Origin of the sequence: Pseudomonas sp. URMO17WK12:I7, from assembly GCF_003269045.1 — a bacterium.
GTDB lineage: Bacteria > Pseudomonadota > Gammaproteobacteria > Pseudomonadales > Pseudomonadaceae > Aquipseudomonas > Aquipseudomonas putida_J.
On the sequence record NZ_QLTL01000001.1, the window covers coordinates 98,320 to 120,709 of the forward strand.

Annotated in this window: 31 protein-coding genes and 2 pseudogenes; 13 read left to right on the plus strand and 20 right to left on the minus strand. The window is 60.9% G+C overall.

The annotated features are described in order from the left end of the window. Window positions 1-369: 369 nt before the first annotated feature. Window positions 370-834 carry a nuclear transport factor 2 family protein gene (locus H040_RS00445; RefSeq protein ID WP_027919844.1) on the plus strand — a complete coding sequence of 155 codons (465 nt, stop codon included), beginning with the start codon at window positions 370-372 and terminating at the stop codon, window positions 832-834. Here H040_RS00445 and H040_RS00450 read toward each other — a convergent pair whose 3' ends face one another. After that, on the minus strand, window positions 835-2,190 hold the full coding sequence (locus H040_RS00450; RefSeq protein ID WP_027919843.1) for a sensor histidine kinase: 1,356 nt from the start codon (window positions 2,188-2,190) through the stop codon (window positions 835-837). Next, window positions 2,187-2,897: a response regulator gene (locus tag H040_RS00455; RefSeq protein ID WP_027919842.1), complete on the minus strand. Its 711-nt coding sequence runs from the start codon at window positions 2,895-2,897 to the stop codon at window positions 2,187-2,189. Before H040_RS00455 ends, H040_RS00450 begins: the two co-directional genes overlap by 4 nt. A gap of 168 nt (window positions 2,898-3,065) precedes the next feature. On the opposite strand from H040_RS00455, the gene H040_RS00460 reads away from it, so the two are divergent. Together H040_RS00460 and H040_RS00465 are read left to right on the plus strand one after the other, a co-directional pair. Beyond that, the gene (locus tag H040_RS00460; protein WP_027919841.1) at window positions 3,066-3,845 is read left to right on the plus strand and encodes an MlaA family lipoprotein; all 780 of its coding nucleotides are present in this window, start codon (window positions 3,066-3,068) and stop codon (window positions 3,843-3,845) included. Further along, a complete protein-coding gene (locus H040_RS00465) occupies window positions 3,838-4,074 on the plus strand; it encodes a hypothetical protein (protein WP_027919840.1) in 237 nt (78 codons plus the stop codon). The genes H040_RS00460 and H040_RS00465 overlap by 8 nt, the downstream gene beginning before the upstream one ends. A 9-nt stretch (window positions 4,075-4,083) precedes the next feature. Here the strand turns inward: H040_RS00465 and H040_RS00470 are convergent, their stop codons facing one another. Beyond that, complete coding sequence (locus H040_RS00470; protein WP_027919839.1) at window positions 4,084-4,371, minus strand: DUF3303 domain-containing protein; 288 nt, start codon at window positions 4,369-4,371, stop codon at window positions 4,084-4,086. A gap of 369 nt (window positions 4,372-4,740) precedes the next feature. Here H040_RS00470 and H040_RS00475 point away from each other — a divergent pair, with 369 nt between their 5' ends. The 4 genes from H040_RS00475 to H040_RS00490 all read left to right on the plus strand — a co-directional run bounded on the left by H040_RS00475 (window position 4,741) and on the right by H040_RS00490 (window position 8,428). Then, complete coding sequence (locus tag H040_RS00475) at window positions 4,741-5,790, plus strand: NAD(P)-dependent alcohol dehydrogenase (protein ID WP_027919838.1); 1,050 nt, start codon at window positions 4,741-4,743, stop codon at window positions 5,788-5,790. Between the two features lie 109 nt (window positions 5,791-5,899). Beyond that, window positions 5,900-7,135: an MFS transporter gene (locus H040_RS00480; protein WP_027919837.1), complete on the plus strand. Its 1,236-nt coding sequence runs from the start codon at window positions 5,900-5,902 to the stop codon at window positions 7,133-7,135. Between the two features lie 34 nt (window positions 7,136-7,169). Continuing rightward, window positions 7,170-7,943, plus strand: a complete 774-nt coding sequence (locus H040_RS00485; RefSeq protein ID WP_027919836.1) for an AraC family transcriptional regulator — start codon at window positions 7,170-7,172, stop codon at window positions 7,941-7,943. Window positions 7,944-8,242: 299 nt separating this feature from the next. Continuing rightward, a complete protein-coding gene (locus tag H040_RS00490) occupies window positions 8,243-8,428 on the plus strand; it encodes a hypothetical protein (protein WP_027919835.1) in 186 nt (61 codons plus the stop codon). Between the two features lie 48 nt (window positions 8,429-8,476). Here the strand turns inward: H040_RS00490 and H040_RS00495 are convergent, their stop codons facing one another. Beyond that, entirely contained in the window at window positions 8,477-8,857 is a 381-nt protein-coding gene (locus H040_RS00495; protein ID WP_027919834.1) for an NUDIX hydrolase, read from the minus strand. 129 nt (window positions 8,858-8,986) lie between these two features. Next, window positions 8,987-10,141, minus strand: a complete 1,155-nt coding sequence (locus H040_RS00500) for an MFS transporter (protein WP_027919833.1) — start codon at window positions 10,139-10,141, stop codon at window positions 8,987-8,989. A 283-nt stretch (window positions 10,142-10,424) separates the two neighbouring features. On the opposite strand from H040_RS00500, the gene H040_RS00505 reads away from it, so the two are divergent. Then, window positions 10,425-11,642, plus strand: a complete 1,218-nt coding sequence (locus H040_RS00505; RefSeq protein WP_027919832.1) for an amidohydrolase family protein — start codon at window positions 10,425-10,427, stop codon at window positions 11,640-11,642. A 153-nt stretch (window positions 11,643-11,795) separates the two neighbouring features. Here the strand turns inward: H040_RS00505 and H040_RS00510 are convergent, their stop codons facing one another. Then, window positions 11,796-12,674: a LysR substrate-binding domain-containing protein gene (locus H040_RS00510; protein ID WP_027919831.1), complete on the minus strand. Its 879-nt coding sequence runs from the start codon at window positions 12,672-12,674 to the stop codon at window positions 11,796-11,798. Window positions 12,675-12,819: 145 nt separating this feature from the next. Between H040_RS00510 and H040_RS00515 the strand changes: the two genes are divergently transcribed. Continuing rightward, entirely contained in the window at window positions 12,820-12,999 is a 180-nt protein-coding gene (locus H040_RS00515) for a hypothetical protein (RefSeq protein WP_033696384.1), read from the plus strand. Between the two features lie 18 nt (window positions 13,000-13,017). On the opposite strand, the gene H040_RS00520 is transcribed toward H040_RS00515, so the two are convergent. Both H040_RS00520 and H040_RS00525 read right to left on the minus strand, forming a co-directional pair. Next, on the minus strand, window positions 13,018-13,527 hold the full coding sequence (locus H040_RS00520; RefSeq protein WP_143512496.1) for a hypothetical protein: 510 nt from the start codon (window positions 13,525-13,527) through the stop codon (window positions 13,018-13,020). A gap of 98 nt (window positions 13,528-13,625) precedes the next feature. Beyond that, window positions 13,626-13,994: a hypothetical protein gene (locus tag H040_RS00525; RefSeq protein WP_143512497.1), complete on the minus strand. Its 369-nt coding sequence runs from the start codon at window positions 13,992-13,994 to the stop codon at window positions 13,626-13,628. A 134-nt stretch (window positions 13,995-14,128) separates the two neighbouring features. Here H040_RS00525 and H040_RS27590 point away from each other — a divergent pair. Beyond that, a pseudogene (locus H040_RS27590) lies at window positions 14,129-14,545 on the plus strand (hypothetical protein). Between the two features lie 310 nt (window positions 14,546-14,855). On the opposite strand, the gene trbK reads toward H040_RS27590, so the two are convergent. From trbK to H040_RS27595, 5 genes are all read right to left on the minus strand, one after another. Beyond that, entirely contained in the window at window positions 14,856-15,074 is a 219-nt protein-coding gene (gene trbK / locus H040_RS00535) for an entry exclusion lipoprotein TrbK (RefSeq protein ID WP_033696383.1), read from the minus strand. Further along, window positions 15,071-15,241 (minus strand): hypothetical protein, encoded by a 171-nt coding sequence (locus H040_RS27340; protein ID WP_155954357.1) that lies wholly within the window; start codon window positions 15,239-15,241, stop codon window positions 15,071-15,073. Before H040_RS27340 ends, trbK begins: the two co-directional genes overlap by 4 nt. Window positions 15,242-15,555: 314 nt before the next feature. Beyond that, complete coding sequence (locus H040_RS00545) at window positions 15,556-15,801, minus strand: hypothetical protein (protein ID WP_033696381.1); 246 nt, start codon at window positions 15,799-15,801, stop codon at window positions 15,556-15,558. A gap of 87 nt (window positions 15,802-15,888) precedes the next feature. Further along, window positions 15,889-16,218 carry a hypothetical protein gene (locus H040_RS00550; RefSeq protein ID WP_081784317.1) on the minus strand — a complete coding sequence of 110 codons (330 nt, stop codon included), beginning with the start codon at window positions 16,216-16,218 and terminating at the stop codon, window positions 15,889-15,891. 107 nt (window positions 16,219-16,325) lie between these two features. Beyond that, window positions 16,326-16,625 (minus strand): hypothetical protein, encoded by a 300-nt coding sequence (locus H040_RS27595; RefSeq protein WP_027919825.1) that lies wholly within the window; start codon window positions 16,623-16,625, stop codon window positions 16,326-16,328. Window positions 16,626-16,799: 174 nt separating this feature from the next. On the opposite strand from H040_RS27595, the pseudogene H040_RS00560 reads away from it, so the two are divergent. Both H040_RS00560 and H040_RS00565 read left to right on the plus strand, forming a co-directional pair. Further along, window positions 16,800-17,520 (plus strand): annotated as a pseudogene (locus H040_RS00560) (integrase); the annotation flags it as partial. Window positions 17,521-17,889: 369 nt separating this feature from the next. Further along, entirely contained in the window at window positions 17,890-18,336 is a 447-nt protein-coding gene (locus H040_RS00565; protein ID WP_050437244.1) for a hypothetical protein, read from the plus strand. Window positions 18,337-18,488: 152 nt separating this feature from the next. On the opposite strand, the gene H040_RS00570 is transcribed toward H040_RS00565, so the two are convergent. From H040_RS00570 to H040_RS00590, 5 genes are all read right to left on the minus strand, one after another. Further along, window positions 18,489-18,794: a hypothetical protein gene (locus H040_RS00570; protein WP_027919823.1), complete on the minus strand. Its 306-nt coding sequence runs from the start codon at window positions 18,792-18,794 to the stop codon at window positions 18,489-18,491. Further along, entirely contained in the window at window positions 18,791-19,084 is a 294-nt protein-coding gene (locus tag H040_RS00575; protein WP_027919822.1) for a hypothetical protein, read from the minus strand. The genes H040_RS00570 and H040_RS00575 overlap by 4 nt, the downstream gene beginning before the upstream one ends. A 75-nt stretch (window positions 19,085-19,159) precedes the next feature. After that, window positions 19,160-19,384 (minus strand): hypothetical protein, encoded by a 225-nt coding sequence (locus tag H040_RS00580; protein ID WP_027919821.1) that lies wholly within the window; start codon window positions 19,382-19,384, stop codon window positions 19,160-19,162. Between the two features lie 12 nt (window positions 19,385-19,396). Beyond that, entirely contained in the window at window positions 19,397-19,894 is a 498-nt protein-coding gene (locus H040_RS00585) for a DUF2514 domain-containing protein (protein WP_027919820.1), read from the minus strand. Next, entirely contained in the window at window positions 19,891-20,334 is a 444-nt protein-coding gene (locus H040_RS00590; protein WP_027919819.1) for a structural protein P5, read from the minus strand. Before H040_RS00590 ends, H040_RS00585 begins: the two co-directional genes overlap by 4 nt. A 233-nt stretch (window positions 20,335-20,567) precedes the next feature. On the opposite strand from H040_RS00590, the gene H040_RS27190 reads away from it, so the two are divergent. After that, window positions 20,568-21,218 (plus strand): hypothetical protein, encoded by a 651-nt coding sequence (locus H040_RS27190; RefSeq protein ID WP_143512498.1) that lies wholly within the window; start codon window positions 20,568-20,570, stop codon window positions 21,216-21,218. A 144-nt stretch (window positions 21,219-21,362) separates the two neighbouring features. Here the strand turns inward: H040_RS27190 and H040_RS00595 are convergent, their stop codons facing one another. Beyond that, window positions 21,363-21,905: a tail fiber assembly protein gene (locus H040_RS00595; protein WP_027919818.1), complete on the minus strand. Its 543-nt coding sequence runs from the start codon at window positions 21,903-21,905 to the stop codon at window positions 21,363-21,365. A gap of 2 nt (window positions 21,906-21,907) precedes the next feature. Next, the gene (locus H040_RS00600) at window positions 21,908-22,390 is read right to left on the minus strand and encodes a hypothetical protein (RefSeq protein ID WP_027919817.1); all 483 of its coding nucleotides are present in this window, start codon (window positions 22,388-22,390) and stop codon (window positions 21,908-21,910) included.

Genomic DNA, 22,390 nt, shown 5'->3' on the forward strand with positions numbered 1-22,390 from the left:
CCTGGTAGATCGAGCGCCGCCCGCGCGGCGCATCGCGGATGAATCCGCTCCTACATCCGTTGCAACGTGCCGAACCTGTCACGCCATGGCTGCCAGCCTTGGCGCATGCCTTGAGTCTTGCAAACAAGGCTGACAACCCTGGCTTCACAGGCATGGCCACATTGCAACGGATGTAGGAGCGGATTCATCCGCGATGCGCCGCGCGGGCGGCGCTCGATCTCAGAGGCGCCATAAGCCTAAAGACATACGCTTGAAACCCCGCCCACTGTTCCACCCAACGCAATAATGAAATGCCCAGCACACCGATTCTCGGGCACGCCAGCGAGTACTACGCTACTCCCTGCCAACCCGCCCCCAGGAGACACCCCGATGCCCCGCCCTCCACTGCCTCCCTTCACCCGCGAAACCGCCATCCAGAAGGTCCGCCTCGCCGAAGACGGCTGGAACAGCCGCGACCCTGCCAACGTCGCGCTGGCCTATTCCGTCGATACCGCCTGGCGCAATCGCGTCGAGTTTCCCCGCGGCCGCGCCGAGGTCGAGGCGTTTCTGACCCGCAAGTGGAACCATGAACTGGAGTACCGCCTGATCAAGGAACTGTGGGCCTTCACCGGCAACCGTATCGCCGTGCGCTATGCCTACGAATACCACGACGACAGCGGCCAGTGGTTCCGAGCCTATGGCAACGAGAACTGGGAGTTCGCCGAAGATGGCTTGATGCAAAACCGCTTTTCCAGCATCAACGAACACCCTATCACTGAAGCAGAGCGCAAGTTCCGCTGGCCGCTCGGCCGGCGCCCGGACGACCACCCGGGGCTGAGCGACCTGGGCCTCTGATCAGCCCACAGGCAAAGTGACCTTGACCTCCAGCCCGCCGCCCAGGCGATTGGCCAGGGTCACGCTGCCTCCCTGCTCCAGCACAATCGCGCGCACCGCCGGCAAGCCAAGCCCGACGCCACCGGTGTCGCGATTACGCGAACCCTCTATGCGGAAAAATGGCGCGAATACCCGCTCCTGCAATTGCGGCGCAATACCCGGACCGCGATCCAGCACGGTGATTTCCAGTTGCTCGGCAGTGACCGCCAGCCGCAGCTCAGGCGCCAGGCCATACTTGACCGCGTTGTCGACCAGGTTCACCAGCACCCGCTTGATACCCACCGGCCGCCCGACATACACGCAGCGTCGCGGTGCATCGAGAGCAACCTTGATGCCCGCGTCCTTGAAGTCGTCCACCACTGTTTGCAGCATCTCAGCCAGGTCGAACGCCGTGGTTTGCTCAAGCCGCGCATCATCGCGGAAGAACTCCAGCGCGGCATCGACCATTGCCTGCATGTCGTCAACATCCCTGAACAGCCTGGCCTGCAATTCGCCGTCCTCGATGAACTCGCCGCGCAGGCGCATGCGCGTCAAGGGCGCACGCAGATCGTGGGAAATCGCCGCCAGCATCTGTGTGCGGTCATTCACGAAGTGCCTGAGCTGCGCCTGGGTGGCATTGAAGGCGAGTATTGCCTGACGCAGATCATGGGGGCCGACCACCGGGATCGGCGGGGCGTTGAAATCCTTGCCAAAACGCCGCGCGCCTTCGGCGAAGCGCTCGAGCGGGCGGGCCAGATAGCGTGTGGCGAACAGCGCGACCAGCAGGCTGGACGCCAGCATCAAGGCGAGGATGATCAGGGTGCGCGGCAGTTCGTCCAGCCCCCAGCTGCGGTCTGTGGCGCGATACAGCACCCAGCTCTTGTCGCTCAGTTCGATCATCAGGGCGTAACCGCGCGCCGGTGAGTACTCGGGCAGATCGGACGGCTCGTAGGCCTGAATTCGTGCATCAGGCCGTTTCAGTAATGCGCGCAGCGTGGGCGTGCCCTGGCGAAAGTCGGCATCGACCAGCACTGGCACACCGGCTTCGTCATGGCGGCGCAACCATTGCACGGTGTAGGACCCGTCACCCGCCGCACTGGCGATGCTGGCACGCTGCGCGACTGGCGTGGCATCAAGAATGCGGGTCACGGTAGCGACCTTTTCGATGACCCCGCTTTCCAGCAACGGCGGCTGCGCCCACGCGCTCAGCAGCAGGCTGAACAGCACTTTGAGCAGTAGCAGGATGAGCATCGCCGTCAAGGTGGTCAGGGCTATCCAGCGGGCGATGGTGATCCGTGGCCGCGGCAGGCCCTTGCGCAGCCTGCTCAGCAGGCTCATCGCCTGACCACGCTGGCAGTGAACAGGTAGCCGACGTTGCGCACGGTGCGGATCAGCGGTTGAGTGCCTGCCTCACCCTCCAGCTTGCGGCGCAGCCGACTGACCTGGACGTCGATGCTGCGGTCATAGGCCTCGTAGGCTTCACCCCGGGCCAGGTCCAGCAATTGCTGGCGGCTGAGCACCCGCTGCGGGTGCTCGGCAAACACCAGCAGCAGCTCGAACTCACCGTTGGAAAGCGGAATCATGACCTGCTCTGGCGAACGCAGCTCACGCCGCAGCACATCCAGTTGCCAGCCAGAAAACGCCAGCACCGTGCATGGGTTAGCGGCCCCGCCGACCGGTGCTTCACTTACCCGACGCAACACCGCTCGCACCCGCGCCAGCAGCTCGCGGGCAGCAAATGGTTTGGTCAGGTAATCATCTGCCCCCAGCTCCAGGCCGACCACGCGGTCGCTCAGCTCTGCCATGGCCGTGAGCATGATCACCGCCACCTTGTGCTCGGCGCGCAAACGTTGGCACAGCACCAGGCCACTGTCGCCCGGCAGCATCACATCGAGAATCACCAGGTCAGGCACCCGCCGCTCCAGGGCTTGCCAGAGTCCCCTGCCATCGCGCGCCACATCGACCTCATAGCCGTGCTGACGGAGAAACTTCTGCAGCAGGTCGAGTACTTCAACATCATCGTCAACAATCAGCAAATGGCTCACACAAAGGTACCGCGAACAAAGGCAATGAGTACTTACTGTAAGGCCATCTCCGGGCTGCAGTCATATATTTCAACCCAGAAACAAAGTGTCAGACACGAGATAATCCGGACATTCCCAGGCAATCAATCCCCCGCAGCATCGGCGTCACTTCTTCACAGGAATGTGCCTATGCCCACCTCTTCTACTGCCTGGTCATCTGCCCGCAACACAGTCCTGGCCTTGTCGCTGCTTGCCGCCAGCGGCTGCAGCCAGCGCCCGCCTGCCAGTGCCTGCGGCCCTGTCGCCCATCAGCTCAGCGACCCGGCCGAACCCGCCAACCGCGCCGTGTTCGCCTTCAACCGCAGCGTCGACGACTACCTGCTGGCGCCGGTCGCCCGTGGCTACACCGCCTTGCCGAACTTCGCCCAGCAAAGCGTGCATAACTTCGCCGCAAACTTCGGTGAGCCAAAGGTATTCGTCAACGACGTGCTGCAAGGTAACGGCGAACGGGCGATGACCAGCCTGAGCCGCTTCATCTTCAACACCACCCTCGGCGTGGCCGGCCTGATCGATGTTTCCGGCAAGATGGGGCTTGCCCGCCATGAGTCGGACTTCGGCCAGACCTTCGGCGTGTGGAACATCGCCGATGGCCCGATCGTCGAGCTGCCGCTGCTGGGCACACACAACCTGCGCGATGCGACTGGCCGGGTATTAGGCCTGGCGATGGACCCGTTCGGCGACAACAGTGATACGGTCGAAACCTTGAACACCGTGGCCTTGGCCGGTGGCGTGGTGGATGGCCGCGCGCAGGCGTTGCCGCTGACCGACAAACTGCGCACCCAGCCAGATGACTACCGGGCCCTGCGCGATTACACCGCGCAACAGCGCGCCAACCGGGTGGCCGAAGGCAAGCTCGGTGCACCCGGCAAGCGCCCGGACCACTGCCAGGGAGGGCATGCCGGTGAATGAGGCTGTTTCACTGTTCCGCCGCGTGGAAAGCGGGGCCGAACAGCCGGTGCTGTTGCACGAACTCGAAGCACGCGTCTCGGCGGATGGGCGCGAACTGATTGTCAGCCGTTATCGGGAGCGCTATGGCGATGAGGGCGACGCCCAGCGCCACGAAGTGCATCGCCGCGTACCGATCGCTGCCTTGCTCAAGTGGATGGCCAGAGAAGGCACGACACCCCAGCCATCCTGATGACGTTGCTCAGTGCGTCATCTTGCTCACTGCGGCCGCAAGTATCGGGGCCAGCTCTGTATCGGTCATCGCCGGGCAGACCTGCATGTGCATCAGGTCACTCCAGTCCAGCGTCCAGTGCAACACCGGCTGCAGGTCATTGCTTTCAACCACGGCAAAGCCCTGCAGTTCGCCGACCGCATGCCAACGACCATGGACCTTCAGCTCGGCGGGCGGCACGCCGCCGGTCTTGGCGAAGCGGGCCATGACGGCGTTGCGGTTTTCCGGGGCAATGCTCCATTGAATGATGAAAAGCATGTGGCACCTCCCAGTGGCTCGGCACCTGTGCCAAACACGCGCTCCGGGGGCGCCGGGGCCTGGAGCGGGTGAATACGCCATGATTAGGCATAGCAGGATGAACCGTTGAGTGCCTGGCTGATTGTCGGAAGCTGTACCGGCCTCTTCGCGGGTGAACCCGCTCCCACATTGATCGAGCACCACCTGTACAAACAACTGTCCTGCTCAATCTCCAAGGATTTGCGCAACCTTTGTGGGAGCGGGCTTGCCCGCGAAGAGGCCGGTACAGGCAACAGCAGAATCAGGCAATCCGTCGGCCGGATCGAGTTACCTCTGCACGAGGGTGGTCGCACATGCTGCACATCCGCCCCCGCAAACGAGGACCTCCCCATGCACGTCATCGCCTACGGCGCCCACGCCAGCGACCGCCCTCTGGAACCGATCCGCATCACCCGCCGCGCACCCGGCGCCGCCGATGTGCAGATCGCGATCGACTACTGCGGTATCTGCCACTCCGACCTGCACCAGGTGCGTTCCGAGTGGGAAGGCACCCAGTTTCCCTGCGTGCCAGGCCACGAAATCGTTGGCCGGGTCACGGCCGTCGGCGCCGAGGTGACCGGCTTCAAGCCCGGCGACCTGGTCGGTGTGGGGTGTATCGTCGACAGTTGCAAGCACTGCGCCGACTGCGACGCAGGCCTGGAGAACTACTGCAACGGCATGATCGGCACCTACAACTTCCCCACCCCCGACGAACCGGGCTGGACCCTGGGTGGCTACTCGCAGCAGATCGTGGTGCACCAGCGCTACGTCCTGCGCGTGCGCCACCCGCAGGCCCAGCTGGCAGCCGTGGCCCCGTTACTGTGCGCTGGCATCACCACTTACTCGCCCCTGCGCCACTGGGGCGCCGGGCCGGGCAAGAACGTCGGCGTGGTCGGCATCGGTGGCCTCGGCCATATGGGCATCAAGCTGGCCCATGCCATGGGCGCGCACGTGGTCGCCTTCACCACGTCCGAATCCAAGCGCGAAGCTGCCTTGGCGCTGGGTGCCGATGAGGTTGTGGTATCGCGCGATGCCCAGGCAATGGCCAGGCACCAGCTGTCGTTCGACTTCATCCTCAACACCGTGGCGGCGCCCCATGAGCTGGATGCGTTCCTGGTGCTGCTCAAACGCGACGGCACCCTCGGCCTGGTGGGCGCACCGGCCACGGCACACCCGTCACCGAACGTGTTCAACCTGATCATGAAGCGCCGGGCGATCGCCGGGTCGATGATCGGCGGCATTGCCGAAACCCAGGAAATGCTCGACTTCTGCGCCGAGCATGGGATCGTCGCCGATATCGAACTGATCCGCGCCGATCAGATCAACGAGAGCTACGAGCGCATGCTCAAGGGTGATGTGAAGTACCGCTTCGTGATCGACAACTCTACCTTGGCCGATTGAATGTCCGAAACGCGACAGTGAGTGCCTGTTCGGCGTGAGACAGGCATTGCCCGGCTGGATAACCTCCTTCGGGCAATGCCTTGCCATCACTCGAAAAAGAGCCACGCCCATGACGACTCCTGCCGCCACCTTGGCCCCGTCCGCCACCCCTGCCGACCAACCCCAGGGCTTTCTGGTCCGTATTGTCGGCGCCGCCGCCTTCGCCCACCTGCTCAACGACCTGATCCAGGCTGTGCTGCCGTCGATCTACCCGATGCTCAAGAGCGACTTCTCGCTGAGTTTCGCCCAGATCGGCTGGATCGCCCTGATCTACCAGGTGACCGCCTCGCTGCTGCAGCCCTGGGTCGGCATGTACACCGACAAACGCCCTATGCCCTACCTGCTGCCTACCGGCATGCTGTTCACCCTGGTCGGCATCGCCCTGCTCGCCTTCGCCAACAGTTACGAGATGCTGCTGTTCGCCGCTGCCGTGGTCGGCATCGGTTCGGCGACCTTCCACCCGGAAGCCTCGCGGGTGGCGCGCATGGCCTCCGGCGGGCGCTTCGGCACCGCGCAGTCGACCTTCCAGGTCGGCGGCAACACAGGTTCCGCGATCGGCCCGCTGCTGACCGCCGCCATCGTCATCCCCCACGGCCAGCCAGCCATTGCCTGGTTCATGCTGGCTGCCGGCCTGGCCATATTCGTCTTGCTGCGTGTCACCGGCTGGACCATCCGCCACGGCCAGACTCAGCTCAAAGGCCTGGCCGGGCAACAGGCGCCTGGGTTGTCGAAAGGCGCCATGTGGCGTGCCGTAGGCGTGATCGCCGTGTTGATGTTTGCCAAGTTCGTCTACATCGCGTCGTTCACCAACTACTTCACCTTCTACCTGATCGAACACTTCGGCCTGAGCGTGCAGCAAAGCCAGCTGTACCTGTTCGTGTTCCTCGCCGCCGTGGCCCTGGGCACTTTTGCCGGTGGGCCAGTGGGTGACCGCATCGGGCGCAAGGCGGTGATCTGGATCTCCTTCCTCGGTGTAGCGCCGTTCGCCCTTGCCCTGCCCTACGCCAACCTGGCCTGGACCGCCGTACTGGCAGTGGCCATCGGCCTGGTGATGTCATCGGCCTTCGCTGCGCTGGTGGTGTACGCCCAAGAGGCGGTGCCCGGCCGCGTCGGCATGGTGTCGGGGGTGATGTTCGGCTTGATGTTCGGCATCAGCGGCATCGGCGCTGCGGGCCTTGGTGAACTGGCCGACCTGCATGGCATCGAGTGGGTGTACAAGGTGATTTCGTTCCTGCCGCTGCTGGGCCTTGCCACCGCACTGCTGCCGGCAACCCGTTCGAAGGCGCGGCCTACCCGCTGCTGCTAAGATGGCCGCGCTTGTCGGACTGTACGAGAGCATCATGGTCAAACCCCAGCACGAATTGCTGACAGAGGTCGATGAATGGACCTGGGAGGTGGGCAGCCGGGCAACCGACTACCCGCCGGACTGGTTCATCGCCCCCCACTCGCATGCCAAGCACCAGCTGATCTACGCCATCAAGGGCCTGATGCTGGTCGAATCCGAGGCCGAACGCTGGACCGTGCCCCCCAGCCGCGGCATCTGGATGCCCTGCGGGCAGGTGCATGCCATTCGCTGCGTCGGTGACGTGAAGATGCGCAGCGTGTTCGTGCGCCCCGATGCGGCAGCTGGCCTGCCGCAGCAGAGCAAGGCCATCAGCATTTCGCCGCTGCTCAGCGAACTGATCAAGGCATCGGTCGACTTCGCGGGGCCTTTTGTCGAGGACTCGCGTGAGGCGCGGGTCATGCGCCTGATCCTCGATGAGATCTGCGTGCTGCCGACCCTGCCGCTGAAGCTGCTGCATCCCAGCGACGCACGCCTGCGGGCCATCTGCTCGGCCTTGCACGAGCGGCCACACGACACCTCGACCCTGGCCGACTGGGGCGCGCACCTGGGCATCGACGAGAAGACCATCCAGCGCCTGTTCCGCAAGGAAACCGGCATGACCTTCGGCCAGTGGCGCCAGCAGGCGCGGCTGATGCAAGCACTGGAACGCATCGCCCTGGGCCAGCGCATCATCGATGTGGCGGGCACGCTGGGCTATGACAGCCCCAGCGCGTTCGCCAGCATGTTCAAGCGCCACTTCGGCATTACTCCCAGTCAGTTCTTCAAGTGACCTGAACATTGCTACATAACGTTTCAGCTGCGGGCGAACTTACCGTGGCTGCACTGCCTGCCAGTGTGAACGGGGTGCCACCGCGCAACCCTCAGCAAATCCGGGCATCCGAGGGGTATTTGATGTACATGAGTTGAAACAGCTAGCGAGGCAATTTGTAGGACGTTTCACCCGAGCACTGTAGGCAGAATCGCGATATCGGCCCATTCCTGTATGAAACCTCAGTTTCCGCAGGATTTTATGGCTGCTACGGTCCGTTTTTCCTACAACGGCACGGACGCCAATGGCATGAGAGAAACATGGATCAATACAATAGATCTGGCCTGGCCTTGCAGAAGCATTTGCTCAACCTGCGCCGCGAGCGGGACCGCTTGAAGGCCCAAGGCAAGCACAAGGAAGCCGAGCGGCTGGCGCGTGAAATTACGCGGATCGAATCCGTAGTGGCTGCATTGCCCGCGGCGGCCAAACCGCCGACGCTGCAGTAGAAAGGCAAACGCCCCGTCAGCGCGGGGCCTTCTTGCCAGGGCGCCCGCTCAAGCGCAGCGCTTGAGAATGGTCTTGATCGGGCGCCTGACCCGGCGCTTCGATACCGCCTTTGGCTTGATCCAGCGGCAAGCCTCGATTTCGTTGCCAGGGCGCGGCTTGGCTGCGGCCTTGCGGGCTTCGAACAGGTAGTGGATGACCTTCTCCTCCCTGAACTCGGCGATGTAGCGCAGCTCGTCGAACGCCAGGCCGGTTTCTTCGGCCATCTCGCGGTGCGCTGCCTCCAACGGCGTTTCATCACGCTCCACCGTACCGCCAGGCAGGTTCCATTTGGCATTGCGCTTGCGTACGAACAGCACCTCGCCATCCCTGCGGTAGATCACCGTGGCGCGAAGCTTGATACCTTTGCGTCTGGCTGTTGCAGTGTCCATTGCCTTCATGCGCGCGCGTTCCCATTAGGTTGGCCGGGCTGGAGCCGGGCAAGGCTCCTGTCCCGACTGTAGGGGGGTAATGTGTCTATTGAATGACCATCACCCCCACGGGCTGGTTCAGACTGCAGTTCAGATCGCAGCCTTGCGGCGCAGTTCCCTGCTGCCCGCCCCCAGGCAGGTCACGGCAAAGGCAATCACCAGCGCCCCGGTGCCCAACAGGAAGATCAGTTGCTGGTTGGAGCCCTCCACCAGCAGGGCGATCAGCGCCGGGGTCACCGCCGCCGCCCCCATCAGGGTAATGCTGACCAGCGGCGTGAGCTTGCCGGTCGGGTCGTTGGTGGTGATGAGCGCCATGTAGTACGACAACGACAGCACCCAGCCAAAGTTGATCAGCAGCAACGCCACAAACAACTGCATCGGCGTGCGGGCGTGGCCAGTGAGCATGGCAATGGAGATGAACACGGCAATCAGCCCCAGCGCGATCATCAGCTGGCGGTTGACCCGCGCCCCCAGCAGGCTCGGCAGCCCGGCCCCAGGCAAGCCACCAATGGCCGACAGGCCAAACGCCCAGCCGATATCGACAGCGTCGATGCCCTGGTCACGCGCCAGCTGGTCGATGAAGCCCCACACGCAATAGATGGCGATCTGCATGAACAGCATGCCCACCAGCGCCGTGCGCCCCGTGCGCGCCGAGCCACCTTGGGCCGAAGAGCCCTCGCCGCTTGCCAGCGACACCGTCGGGCGACGCGGCAACACCAGGCTGGCGCCGCAGATCAGCAGGTACCACAGGCCGAACGCGCACAACGCGGTCACCGTCCCGCTCTGTGCTGCGAGCATCGGCAACGCTGCGGAAAACAGCGAGTACTCTGGCGTCTGCAGGAGCAGCATCAGGCCGAACGAACGGTCCTGGTTGGGCAAACGGCCCAGCGTCGAGACCGCATAGGCATACACCAGCCCCGCACAGGTGCCGGCCGCCAGGCGTACGACCAGCAACAGCGTGTTGCTGCTGGCGAAGGCCGTGGCAATGCTCAGGGCCACGCACAGCGCGCCAAACCACAGGCACAGGCTGCGCCCACCGTGGCGCTTCATCAGGATCGGGCACAGCAAGGTGCCCAGGGTCATGCCAATCATCTCGACCGACACCACCCAGCCCTGCTGGTCGAGTGACAGGCTCAGCTGCTCGGTGACCAAACCCATGAAAATGGGTTGCACACCACAGACGATGAATGAAGTACAGGCAATGAAAATCAAGGCGGCACGCAGCAGCTTGGAATCATTGATCATGGGAGGACTCCGACACGGCATTTGTTTTTATTGTGGGTGTTGTCCCGCCCCGAAAGCGCCGTAGCAGGCGGCCGGGCCGGTCACGAAGGCCATCCTGGGCCGAGACCGAAGGCTTTGAAAGTTAATTATCGGAATCGACTTCAGTGGACTTTTTAATGCAGGCCAGTGGCCGTTGCCTGCATCAAGAAATGCACTGTGGTCGATCCTGATAATTAATTTGTGAGGGGGCTGGATCCTCCCTACCGTATGACGCTACCCAAGCCTCGGAAAAAAGGCCCCCATCATGAACGACCGTGAGTTCATCAATGCCATCGATGCCGATGGCCAGCCCCTGAACATCGCCGTGCGCAACGGCCGCATCAGCCACATCGGCCCGCAACGCGCTGGCATCGCCGCCGCCGAGACCATCGACCTCGAAGGCCTGCTGGCGCTGCCCGGCTTCGTCGACGGCCACATCCACCTGGACAAGAGTTTCGTCGGCGACCGCTGGCGCCCGCACCAGCCGGTCGCCAGCCTGCGCGAACGGCTGGCCGTGGAAAAGCGCGAGCTTGCCAGCGCCCCGCCGATTGTCGAGCGCGCCGATGCGCTGATGCGCCAGGCCGCCTCTTTCGGCACCTTGGCCATGCGCTGCCACGTGGACGTCGACGCCACCACCGGCCTGACCAACCTGCACGCCATGCTCGAGGCCCGTGAAAAATGGAAAGACCTGATCGACATCGAGCTGGTGGCCTTCCCGCAGGCCGGGGTGGTGACCTGCCCCGGCACCGCTGAGGTGATGGAAGCTGCCGTACGTGAAGGCGTGCAGGTCGTTGGCGGCATCGACCCGACCACCCTGGACGGCGATGCCGACGCCCAGCTTGATATCGTTTTCGGCATTGCCGACCGGCATGGCGTGAAGGCCGACATCCACCTGCACGAACCAGGCGATATCTGCATCGCCCAGCTCGAACGCATCGCCACCCGCACCCAGGCGCTGGGCATGCAAGGCCTGGTGGCGGTCAGCCATGCTTATGGCCTGGGCGACGTCAGCGACGCGGTGGTCGACCGCTGCGCTGAAATGCTGGCCCGTGCCGGCGTGTCGATCATGACCAATGCCCCCGGCGAACACGCCTTCCCGCCCGTGCTGCGCCTGCGCGCCGGTGGCGTGCGGGTGTTCACCGGCAACGACAACATCCAGGACGCCTGGTGGCCCTATGGCAACGGCGACATGCTGCAACGGGCGATGCTGGTCAGCTACCGCTCGGGTTTCAATACCGACGAGGAACTGCGGGTAGCACTGGAGATGGCGACCGTGGCCAGTGCCGGGGTAATGGGCAAGCAGGATTACGGGTTGCAGGTGGGTAACGAAGCCAGCTTCGTGCTGTTCAAGGCGCCCAATGCTGCCGCGGCCGTGGCCGCAGCCATCCACGAACGGCTGATCGTGCGCCATGGCGCGTTCTGGGGCGGGCCTGCACAGCTGCAACTGAAGGCCGCGCAGTTCGCCACCGAGCTGCGTCGCTAATCGGCTCGCTAACGCGAGCGCTTGTAGGAGCGGCCTTGTGTCGCGAAAGGGCTGCGCAGCAGCCCCAAGATTTCAGCGCACATGCATGAATTACAGGGGCTGCTGAGCAGCCCTTTCGCGACACAAGGCCGCTCCTACACCAAACGCGGGCTCTTACTCAGCTTCGGCGCGCAGGATGCCAATCAGGATCTCGGCCAATTCCTTGACCATCGGGTCCGCCGTGGGCCGATGGAAGATCGCCGCCTCGAACACCCGAATCGGCTTGAACCCTTCCTCTGCCCCGAGCACCCGATGCCCAGGCGTCACCACCCGCGACGGCAACAGGCTGACGCCCAGGCCATTGGCCACCGCCGCCTGGATTCCCGCCAGGCTCGAACTGGTGAAGCCAATGCGCCAACTACGGCCCATGGCCTCGACCGCGCTGATCATGTCATCGCGGTACAGACCACGCGGCGGAAAGGTCACCAGCGGGATCGGGTCCTGGGCGAAGCTGGGGTACTGCGCGCTGTCGATCCACTCGATACGCTCCGGCTGGCAAGCGTTGGCCTCGCGGCTGTGGCGCCGCTGCTTGACCAGCACCAGGTCCAGTTCGCCCCTGTCGTAGGTGCTCATCAGGTCACGGCTCAGGCCACCGGTGATCTCCAGCTTGACCGTCGGGTTGAGCCGGTTGAACGCTGCCAGCGCCTGCATCGTCTTGCCCGCAACAAAGTCGTCCGGCAGGCCGATACGCACCGTGACCGAAACCCCACCCGACATCGCTTCGCTCAGCTGGTTGCTCACCGTGAGCAGATGCCGCGCATAGCGCAACAGGGTTTCACCGGCGTCGGTCGGGTGTACCTCGCGGTTGCTGCGGTCGAGCAGCTGATGGCCGACCATTTCCTCCAGCCGGCGCACCTTCTGGCTGACCGTGGACTGGGTGGAATGCAGGCGCGCGGCAGCGGTGGTAAAGCTGCCACAGTCGGCCACCATGACCACGGCGCGGAGCATGTCCAGGTCATAGATGGCGCGGTTGGATTTGGTGCTGTCGGTCATTGGCAAGGGTCGGCTTTCGAGTGGGGCTCGGGTGCATGATGCCTGAAGCTGAGCCACGGGGAAGCGCTTATTGGTGGCTGTTGTCACGGGGCAAGCCCCAGTGCAGTAGACTTGGGCCTTTCTTTGCCCCTCCCTGGAAAACCTGATGAACAAACTGATCCTGCCTGTGGCCATCTTTGTGAGCGTGATCCTCGCGGGGAAACTGGCCGAGCATTTTGCGCTTGAGGGCAACTGGAAAATCGGCGTGCTGTGCCTGGTGGCAGCCTGCGTGCAGATCGTGGTTACCCGTCTGCAGCGTTCGCAGCGGCAGAAAGCGCAACGCTAAGGCACCACGGGATAACGCTTACTGGATGCGCTTGAGCTTTTCGAGCATGGCGGCACTGCCTTTGAGGTAACCGGTGACCTCGCCATCTTCCCGCTTGAATTTGATGCCCATCACTTTGTTATCCAGTTTTACCAGCTCGACCGATGCCCGGATGACTTCCTGCGGATGCGTGATGGTCGCGGGGGCTTTGCCGTTCTGAGTGGAGACTTCGCTGACGGTTTGCTCGAACACATTGCGTTCAGCGTCATACGACCACGACGACTGCTGTACGATTTTTTGCATCGCGTTCTTTTCAGTAACGATCAGAAAGTCGGTTGCCGACCCATCCGCCTTGAGCAGCAACAGCGCCAGCGCCTGGGAGGTGCCGTCATCGGCGTTGGAGTACCAGAGGCCGTACAAGTCACTTCTGCTATACGTGGGGCTTGTGATCTGATCTTCGCCAGGCGGCGTGCCCGCGCCCGTTGTCGTGCAGGCAGCGACCACCAACGGGGCGAGCAATGCGACAGCCAGATTGAGGTACTTTCTCATCTCTTTCCTGATGGATTTTCCAAGACCTGGACAATCTATCGCATCGAGCGCCTGGTTTGGTATGACGACGTGAACGCTCCCGCGCACCCCCAAGACGTCTACTGCCCCCCCAACGTATAAAGGCGTACTTGGGTATCGCCAACTTTTAGCGTGCTGACCTTGTTCCAATTATTCGGAATGGGCGCGAAATCATCGGGCGGTGCGCTGTTGCTCACCAACCACACTCTGGTTTGACCGACGGGTAGTTTTTCGAGGCTGTCGAGATAGATCTTGTCGGCCTCATTGTTGACCAGTGTGCCAAACCCATAATTACCTGGTCGCCCGGAAGCGCCATTGGCCTGGGGCGGTGTATAGAGCAGCGGCACCGAACCAGTCTTGTTGTAGTAGACATAGCCGAAATACCAGAAAAGGTCGCTGACCACGATACGGTCATTCGCCTGGTAGTTTTCATTGACGTAGTTGACCAAGTTGATCGAGCAGCAGGGCGAGGCGATGACGCTGCACCCTGCCTGCAACTACGCCCTTGCGGCCAGGTGCATGGGTGTAAGCGCGCAAGCTTTTTCCTTCCGGAACAGTGACGAGGACTTATATGGAGAAAGCCATGAACGACTTCAATTGCGCCTACGTGCGCAGCCACTACAACGTGCCCGCCGAGATCGGGCGCCGCGTGATCGCCAACGGTGAGCCAGGCGTCATCATTGCCGACCGCGGCCACTGCATCGGCGCCATCCTCGACAGCGACCCGAAGAAGCGCATCCGCAACTACCACCCAACGTGAGAGATGCAGTACGGCGAAATAGCCCAGACGCTGCCGCTCAAGCAGTGGGAAGTGCTCACCAACTGCATGTACGACTGGGATGACGCCAGGTACATGCTTGGCGATGCCCGCCATTACGTTCAGCGCGTGTGGGCGGCGACACGCAGTCAGGCCAAGTACAGGGCGTATCAGGAACTGGCGGTGTACTTCAACGACGACGCAACCGCCATGCTGAGCTTCAAAGTTCGCGCGACCACCTGACCCTCCGGCGCTGCCCGCCAGCGACCAAACTACGTGTCTTGGCTGAAATGCAGCGCAACGGCCAGAACTGCAACCACGAGCACTACCTCGGCAACGAGGTACACGCCGTAAAAATCTTCCGAGAACATTCCTGAACTTCCGCGAGCAATTGTTGAGCTTGTAGGCCGCGAAGCATGCATTTCGCGGTGCAAAGCTCAGAGCAGAATCGCTTCTCAGAAGTTCATCAAAAACTCGGCGCTGCCCGCCAGCGCCTTCCCCGAAAACGAAAACGCCGCCCAATGTGGCGGCGCTGACTGAAGACGAGTGGACGTTACCAGGTCTTCGGTTCGGACTTCTTGTACGAGCCACCAGTCATGCACTTCTCTACCAGGTCTTCGCGAGCCTTGTTGTCTGGAAGCGCTTTCAGGTAGTCGGGCTGGCAGTGCTCGGCAGTGGGTTCGTAGGCGGCAGTGTCGGCGGCGTTTTCTTTACAGCCGACTAGTCCTACAGCTAACGCCCCAGTGAGCGCCAATGTAAGCGAGCGCATCATGGCTTGAACCCCTGATCCTGGCTTTCATCAGGTTCCGAGATCTCATAGAACTTGTCGCTGACTTCCTTCTGTTCCTTCGGCTTCTGTTCGGCCTCTGCCTCGAAGCAGCCGCTGAGAGAAAGCGAGGTTACTGCGACAAGCATTGCTCCAATGATGGTGCGTTTCATGAGGTTCCTTCCTGTGAAATGGCCGGGCGTTATATCAAAGAACTACCCCTCCCGCAAAACGTGGCGCCGTGCCAGCATCCGGCGCCTTCCCCTATTCGCCGTCGGCGATACAGTTCTGCTCCGCGAGGTGGACGAGGCCCGCGACGACACCGGCACGGTTGCTCATCGGACCATCACCCAGATGCAAAAGGATTACGGCCTGCCCGATCACTTGTACGTTCTCAGTTATGGCCAGCCAGCCCCGCAAATTCACCCTGAGTGTTTCATGAACGAGGGCGGAGTGAGCGCTATGCACGCGAGGTCCAAGACGTAGCTCAGGATCTGCCGGCCTGATTCTGAACGTACTGCTCGGCCATTACCTTTCCTTCAAGAATGGCTTCTGTAGAAGAAGAAAATTGCCGACTCGCTCGTAGCGTTCTCGGGGTACCGCCTGGTTTCCCCACTTCAACCAACATGCCGGTGGGAGACTCATCACTCGCCCCCCAGAGCACGTAGATTGATGCCTGGTATCCAAGGTAGGTATGCACGTAAAGGTCATGACTGGTGGCTTGAAGGCTCATTACTCTCTCCAACTGGGCGCCTCGATTGCGCCTCCGATGGAGATACGACTAATCCTTTCTAACGAGCGTTCCGTTTGCAAGACATCGTTACTTATGAAGGCGTGAGCCTTTGCGTGGAAGCGGTTCTGGCCCTGGGATAGTTGGGGCTGGAAACCTCACGGCGACCCAATCGACTGCACGCTCGAGCGCCCAAGCCATGGCCACAGACAATTTCTGTCCACGGCAATCTGGATGATGCTCTTCAAGCAACGGCACACCCTTATCCCCGTAGATGCCTATGAAAAGTTGCGTGACGTTCTCTAAAGAAAGACGCGCTTGGATGTTGATCAGAGTGCCGCAGGGCAAGCGCTCATCGTAGTTGCGAAAATGCAACTCCGGGTTGGCCCACTCCCAATAAACGGTGCCGCGATTACGCATGGAACGAACCCTTCACTTTCAAATCTTGACCAGAGAGGCAGCATACACAGCTGCCCCGCTGAATCTACTGCAGAACGTGAGCGTTACATTTTTTTACATCTAAAGGGTCACTTCGCAGCTGCGCTTGTTCCACGAGTACCAATACTCTCTACTGCGATCCACCGTGCGCGCCCCACGCCCCACGCCAGAGCCTTGGTCATCGACTCACCAGGCCGAGAATCAAAGGCCTCCTCGTGGACGGGCATGCCACCGGGTGCATATACCCCGATGAACAGCTGCGTGTTGCCTGTCCGCGACAGTCGCACCTGAACATCGATGTAGGTTCCATCGGCGAGCGTCTCGTCGTGAGTGCGATGGTGCAACGTGGGGTCTGCCCAATCCCAAAACACATCACCGCGAATTCTCATGCCGCTCTCCTACGACTTTAGTTGTAGTTAGGTGGTTAATTGCCACCATAGCGAACGCCCGATTTTCCGCAAATCCGCCGAGCAGATCTGTGAGCTGAATCGGACAATCGGCAATTCCCTCTCCCCTCTATTCACTGCCGCGATATGGCGGCCAAGCAATCCCTGTGCCTGCAGGAGCTGATTACACCTCAAGTACTTGGCCAGTATCGAGATAGACGGACAGGCAAGGTCAGGGCGAATCGAGAGATCGCCCTTCTCTCTCACATATTCAACATGGCAAGGGAGTGGGGCATTACTGACCGCCCAAACCCCGCGACCGGTATCCGCAAAAACAAGGAGACACCTAGGGACTTCTATGCAGGGCCGGCGATCTGGGCTGCTGTCCACGAGCAAGCCGCTTCCGAGCTGCGCGATGCCATGGATTTGGGCTATCTGACCCGTCAACGTCCAGCGGATGCACGGGCCACCCGGGCGACAGACGTGGTTGATGACTTTCTGCACTTCGCTCAGGGAAAAACGACAAAAAAGGAGGATAAGTCTTGAGTCGGAAATAGAGACCTGCCAGCTGGGGATACTGGTGCAGCGCCTTCTGAACCAACGCAAGCCGAGGGGTTCGCAACCCGTACCTCATAGTGACAGAGGACGGCCGCAACGTGATGCCAGCGATGCTACGCCTTCGCGTTGATGATGCTAGATCCAAGGCCGCCGCCAAAGCGATGGAGGACCTTGATAGCGTCCTGGCCGACAGCATTCGTCAATTCCAGTTTCGCGATATCCGCCCTAAAGCAGCGAGCGACATTGAAGACCTGGCGCACGCGAGTAGGCTACTAGGGCACACGGATAAGCGGATCACGCAGACCGTTTACCGCCGCGTCGGGAGATCGTGAAACCAACCGATGAAACCTTTTTTACGGAAGAGTTGCGGAACACCATCGAAAAGTTGCGGAACACTTGGCCTTTTAAGCGTCAAGTTTCCGCCCTCCAGAAACGCAAAAAGCCCTGAATAATCAGGGCTTTGAATATGGCGGAAGCGTAGAGATTCGAACTCTAGGATAGTTGCCCATCGACGGTTTTCAAGACCGTGGTACAAACCCCCAATACATGTGGTGTCAGGGTCGAAATCGATTCCAAAACAAAGACGAAACGGCACGGCTACAGGCCGCATACCGCAAGGGTCGCCGCTTCAGTTTTGGAATCGATTTTCCTATCAGGTCAACCTCAAAACGGTAAGATCCGTTATCGATCCACTGACGGAGTGAAGGGCGTGGCATGGGATACAGAAGAGGTAGCGCGACATGACAAGCACCAGAAGGCGACTATTGGTTATGCCCTTGAAGTCATCAAGCTTCTATTTGTAATTAGCGGCGGCGCGCTGGCCACCTGCTCGGCATTTTTCTCTGAGAAAATTGGTCTCCCGGCTACCATTCTGTCTTCTGCTAGGTGGGCATGGGTGAGCCTAACGATCGCGATCCTTCTTTTTTCAGCTGCGTTGCTGTTGGTTCTAGCTCGGGACTATGTAACGGGCGAGCGTTGGCGAGAGATGATCGAGAAGGACAAAGATTGGGAAATTTCGGCTTGGTGGGACAGGTGCGCATGGGCTTCTGGCCTAATAGGACTGGTCGCTTTCTGGGTAGGAATGATTTCCTTCGCTGTTGCAGCTTGGGATTACCTAGGTCAGGCGTCAATTCTACTGGCGCCCTCCTTGCCGTAGGCTACCTTCCAGTACTGCAGCAGTAGTGTGGCAAATCGACCTCAGGCCGCGCCAAAAGCGGCCTATGCGTCCATCCTGTCTAATATGCATTGGCGAGTTTGGGCGAGTTTCGCCCAGTAAAACCGAGAAGCTTTCGAGCGGTTTTAGACAGCCTATGCGCCCCACCCCGGCGTTCTGCCGATCACGATCCATCCTGGCTCGTCACCTTCCCAGCTTTTCAAATTCTCGTAACTGAACAGACCGATGTGGTACGCCTCCTCGATCTCCAGCAATCCCCAGGCTCTGGCAGCTTCGGACAGCTCCAGCATGTCGACCAGGTCCTCGGCGCTCACCTCTCGTCGACGATGGGCCGCATAGGCCATCTCATCTAGCACGGCAGCACGCCCGTCTGGATCGGTGACCAGGGCGAATTGGTCGTTCAGTTCATCCAGCCATGCTTGCGGTATCCCGGCCATCATTCCGCCCTGCACCACCACGACTGCGCATACAGCACGCCGTCGATGTCCTCGACCCCGTTGATGTTCATGCCGAGCTGGGCCATGCCGTTGACCTTCGCGTCGTGCAGCCGAGGGATGACGTCTGGTCCTGGCGTCGGGTTGAACACCCAGGCTTGGGTGGCGACCCTGCCCAGCGGTTCGCTGTGGTGGTCGCCGATGTGGATGTCGGCGCGTAGAGGCTGGATCTTCCTGAGCTGATCAGAGGGGATGGCCAGGCCATTCACACGGCGGCGGACGAGAAGGAAGTACATAGGGCACCAATACTGTATATCGATACAGTATCGTATAGCCCGGATCGCACCGACAGCAATAGCCGGTCGGCGGCCTCAGTGGAGAGGCGGCAGTTCCTTGCCGCGCGCTTTGGCCACAACCCGCAGTTGGTAATCGCAGACCACTTGGAATAGGGACTCGGCCAGCAGGTGCAGCCGCTCGATTTCCTCAGCGGGCTTCCCTTCATCCTGCGCCTGGTGATACGCCCGCATGGCATCCAGAGCCTCCTTCAACAAGGGTTCTCCCGCCTCAATCATCCCGATGAAGGTGCGCTTCTCCATTACCTGCTCCGATCAGTTGATCAACCCATTATAGGACCTCTCGCAGAGCTGGCCCGCTATTCGGGCTTGGTCATAAGCTTTCGCCAGCTCTCCCGCTCGAGCATCAGCCCGTGCGAGCAGTTCGGAGAGCACCATGGCGGCGCGGGTGGCTGCCTGGCCTCTGGCGATAGCGGCGGTATCCGTGCCGGGGCAACTGACGGAGGCGGCGAGCTTGGCGCCTTCGTCGCGCAGCCGCTGACCAGCAGCATCGGCGTCAGCAGCACCAGCATCAGCAATCGTACGTTCTTCCTGAGCATGGACTCTCGCCTCCTCCTGCGCCGTGGCGCGTCGTTGTTCTTCGTTGCGGGCGCTGCGCTCGCCGATCACTTCGGCCAGTCGATCCCCGCTATCGCGTTTTGCAGCTTCGGTAGCGGCCTCGGCCCGCTCCACCGATCGTCCGTGCTGGTAGGCGCCCCAGTACGAAGCCAGCAGCGCCAGCAGAACTGCCACTCTGATGGCCAAAGACTTCATGCCAGCGCCCTCCGCACACCTTCGTCGATAATCGCCGGCGCATAAGGGTTGCCGCCGTTCTCGTGCACGATGATGCCGAGCACCATCCCCTTAAGCGTGGGCGGGTGTCGGATGTCGATCGGGTCGGTGGTGCGCACGCCAATGCGCTTGGCCACAGCAGTTGCATAGGCCTGGGTGTCGTTCTCGTTGCTCGGCGCCCAGCGGTTGATGGTCTCCAGCACTGTGTCGATGCCCTTCCCGCCCACGCCGGGCATGCCGTCCTTACCCCGGTAGTTGATGAGCAGCTTGCCCAGGGCGCGGATGCCGTTCTCGGGCGTGTCGAAGATGGCGAAGCGGCCACCAGGCTCCTTGCCGATCTGACCCTGCCAGTCGTTGCGCGAGTTGTAGTCGATGTTGCCGGGATTCCGATTACGGATCCCCCGGGGCTGAGATTGCGTCATAGGTTTTCTCCAGACAAAAAAATACCGCCAGGCGGCGGTAAGTGGCGTGAGGGTCAGGCCGGGGGCATGGGCTCTCGATTTCGGTGATATAGCTTTCCAGATCGTGTTCAGATATGCCCCAAAAGGGGCTGTAAAGAAGCGAGAAACTACAGCACTTGCCACGCGAGAGTAGTCCCTGTGCCTCTGGCAGATGCTAATATCCACCCACCTCAACCTTCGCCGGTGCTTATACTATGTGGCCATTTTCGGCAGAAACGACGCAAAGCATTTATACATACGCTTCCATTGTTACAATAATTGCCGCTTTGGCAACCGCCGTTTGCGGCGCTTTAGTTTACATATCTTCTACATTCATCGGCAAAGAGACCGAGATGAAGATTGAGAATGCGCGAGCAGTTGGCGCCCTGGCAAATGAATCCGCACAAAGCGCCAACCTAAAAGCCGAAATACTTCGATCAGAGAATCTGCAATTATCTATCGCTCTAGAAAAAGAAACTCAAAGCAGAATGAAATTAGAAGCCAGGCTAGGGCAAAGAACACTGTCACCCGTTCAGATTATGGAAATAAAAGAACTGAACACTAAGAAATCGATAACAGGAAAAGTCCTGATTAAAGCCATGCTTCCTCAACCTGAAATAATTCAATACGCAAATATTCTTTCCGAAACACTTTCAAGCTCAGGAATACAAACTGAGGTCGTTCAGCCGGGAAATATGAACTGGGGCATGCACGGAGTCAGCGTAGCTATAAAGCCGTCCCAAGAAAAAGCTATTCTTACCACCATTTTCGAGAAAATCGGCGCAGCAATTGACAGCGAGGAACTCCCTGACAACTATGAATATAGCGCCGTAGTATACGTTCACCTTAAACAACCACACTTATAGCTTCCAAGGATAGCAATCTCTTTCGCTGAACCTTAGTAAAACATTCACTTGCTGTAAACTGTATCCGCTAGTCCAGCTGGTAAATTGGCATATGCTCCACCATGTAAGTCCTACCGCCATGCAGTGGATGATGGGTTGCGGAAGTCACAAAGGTGGGTTTGGCCATTCAATATTGGCTGGATAGCCCGATTGCTCAGGCAGGCGGTTCAGCGCTACCCGGAAGCGCTTCCACTCCTTCAGCAGCGCGATTTCTGCCTCGGTCGCCTCCTCCAGATCGACAGCATCCTGTAGCGGCGCAATGGCGGCGTCGGCAATCGACCGCAGCCTGGCCAATTCCTCCTGCGCCTGCTGCAGCGGATCGGCCGGTAACGGCTCGGGCGGCAACGGCACCGGCAGCTCCTCCACCGACACGTGCAGCGTGATGCTGTGCAGCAGGTCCGCCGGCTCGCCGTCCTTGGCCACGCTCACCAGGAGCACGTCATCGGCAAAGCTGGTGGCCACCGATGCGCCTGCGTCCATCTGATTAATCACGTAGCCCCAGCCTTCCGGCGGAGGGCACATGCCCAGCGTGCCGGACACCAGGTACTGGCCGGGGCCGGGGTGTTCGACGATGATATCGGCCTTGCCGAGCGACGTGATGTCGAGGATGGAGCCGTCGCCCTTGATGTTGATTGCTGCTCTTGCCATGGTCAGATCGCCTTCAGCGTGCCGTCAGCGGCGCGGGTTGTGTTGTTGGAGTGGTAGATCGTCGACCAAGCAGTGGCCGCCGACTGATCAATAGCCACGGTCTTGAACGCCAGCCGATAGCCGTTGATCTCTTGGGCCAGGACCGTGGTCCACCGGGAGTCCACGCCCGCCCGAATATGCATTAGGTTGTAGTAACCATCCCCTCCAGGCGGCGAGTTCGATGCAACTGCAGAACTGCGGAACTCGGTATTGAATACGTTGTGCAGGTTCGTGATTGAAGGAGCGGCGCCGAGCAAGCCGCCGGCGCCAACCCCCATGACCTGCCCGGCGCTGGTTCCCACGTTCTTAGTGGATGCATCGCCGAGATTGCCGAGTAACTGATACACCTCGTCAAAGTTCTGGTTGACCTTGGTGTTTGCGCTTCGCGGTGTATCACCGCCCACGCCCGTCGGAGCAGTACCGAGGTTGATCGTCTGTTTAGCCAT

Coding starts and splice junctions, on each gene's coding strand:
- H040_RS00470 (WP_027919839.1), bottom strand. CDS start 4,371: ATGCTTTTCATCATTCAATGGAGCATTGCCCCGGAAAACCGCAACGCC.
- H040_RS00480 (WP_027919837.1), top strand. CDS start 5,900: ATGACGACTCCTGCCGCCACCTTGGCCCCGTCCGCCACCCCTGCCGAC.
- trbK (WP_033696383.1), bottom strand. CDS start 15,074: ATGATGCGCTCGCTTACATTGGCGCTCACTGGGGCGTTAGCTGTAGGA.
- H040_RS00575 (WP_027919822.1), bottom strand. CDS start 19,084: ATGTACTTCCTTCTCGTCCGCCGCCGTGTGAATGGCCTGGCCATCCCC.
- H040_RS00475 (WP_027919838.1), top strand. CDS start 4,741: ATGCACGTCATCGCCTACGGCGCCCACGCCAGCGACCGCCCTCTGGAA.
- H040_RS00515 (WP_033696384.1), top strand. CDS start 12,820: ATGAACAAACTGATCCTGCCTGTGGCCATCTTTGTGAGCGTGATCCTC.
- H040_RS00490 (WP_027919835.1), top strand. CDS start 8,243: ATGGATCAATACAATAGATCTGGCCTGGCCTTGCAGAAGCATTTGCTC.
- H040_RS00510 (WP_027919831.1), bottom strand. CDS start 12,674: ATGACCGACAGCACCAAATCCAACCGCGCCATCTATGACCTGGACATG.
- H040_RS00585 (WP_027919820.1), bottom strand. CDS start 19,894: ATGAAGTCTTTGGCCATCAGAGTGGCAGTTCTGCTGGCGCTGCTGGCT.
- H040_RS00505 (WP_027919832.1), top strand. CDS start 10,425: ATGAACGACCGTGAGTTCATCAATGCCATCGATGCCGATGGCCAGCCC.
- H040_RS00485 (WP_027919836.1), top strand. CDS start 7,170: ATGGTCAAACCCCAGCACGAATTGCTGACAGAGGTCGATGAATGGACC.
- H040_RS00520 (WP_143512496.1), bottom strand. CDS start 13,527: ATGAGAAAGTACCTCAATCTGGCTGTCGCATTGCTCGCCCCGTTGGTG.
- H040_RS27190 (WP_143512498.1), top strand. CDS start 20,568: ATGTGGCCATTTTCGGCAGAAACGACGCAAAGCATTTATACATACGCT.
- H040_RS00570 (WP_027919823.1), bottom strand. CDS start 18,794: ATGATGGCCGGGATACCGCAAGCATGGCTGGATGAACTGAACGACCAA.
- H040_RS00450 (WP_027919843.1), bottom strand. CDS start 2,190: ATGAGCCTGCTGAGCAGGCTGCGCAAGGGCCTGCCGCGGCCACGGATC.
- H040_RS00460 (WP_027919841.1), top strand. CDS start 3,066: ATGCCCACCTCTTCTACTGCCTGGTCATCTGCCCGCAACACAGTCCTG.
- H040_RS00580 (WP_027919821.1), bottom strand. CDS start 19,384: ATGGAGAAGCGCACCTTCATCGGGATGATTGAGGCGGGAGAACCCTTG.
- H040_RS00545 (WP_033696381.1), bottom strand. CDS start 15,801: ATGAGCCTTCAAGCCACCAGTCATGACCTTTACGTGCATACCTACCTT.
- H040_RS00445 (WP_027919844.1), top strand. CDS start 370: ATGCCCCGCCCTCCACTGCCTCCCTTCACCCGCGAAACCGCCATCCAG.
- H040_RS00500 (WP_027919833.1), bottom strand. CDS start 10,141: ATGATCAATGATTCCAAGCTGCTGCGTGCCGCCTTGATTTTCATTGCC.
- H040_RS00590 (WP_027919819.1), bottom strand. CDS start 20,334: ATGACGCAATCTCAGCCCCGGGGGATCCGTAATCGGAATCCCGGCAAC.
- H040_RS00495 (WP_027919834.1), bottom strand. CDS start 8,857: ATGGACACTGCAACAGCCAGACGCAAAGGTATCAAGCTTCGCGCCACG.
- H040_RS00600 (WP_027919817.1), bottom strand. CDS start 22,390: ATGGCTAAACAGACGATCAACCTCGGTACTGCTCCGACGGGCGTGGGC.
- H040_RS00595 (WP_027919818.1), bottom strand. CDS start 21,905: ATGGCAAGAGCAGCAATCAACATCAAGGGCGACGGCTCCATCCTCGAC.
- H040_RS27595 (WP_027919825.1), bottom strand. CDS start 16,625: ATGAGAATTCGCGGTGATGTGTTTTGGGATTGGGCAGACCCCACGTTG.
- H040_RS00550 (WP_081784317.1), bottom strand. CDS start 16,218: ATGCGTAATCGCGGCACCGTTTATTGGGAGTGGGCCAACCCGGAGTTG.
- H040_RS27340 (WP_155954357.1), bottom strand. CDS start 15,241: ATGAAACGCACCATCATTGGAGCAATGCTTGTCGCAGTAACCTCGCTT.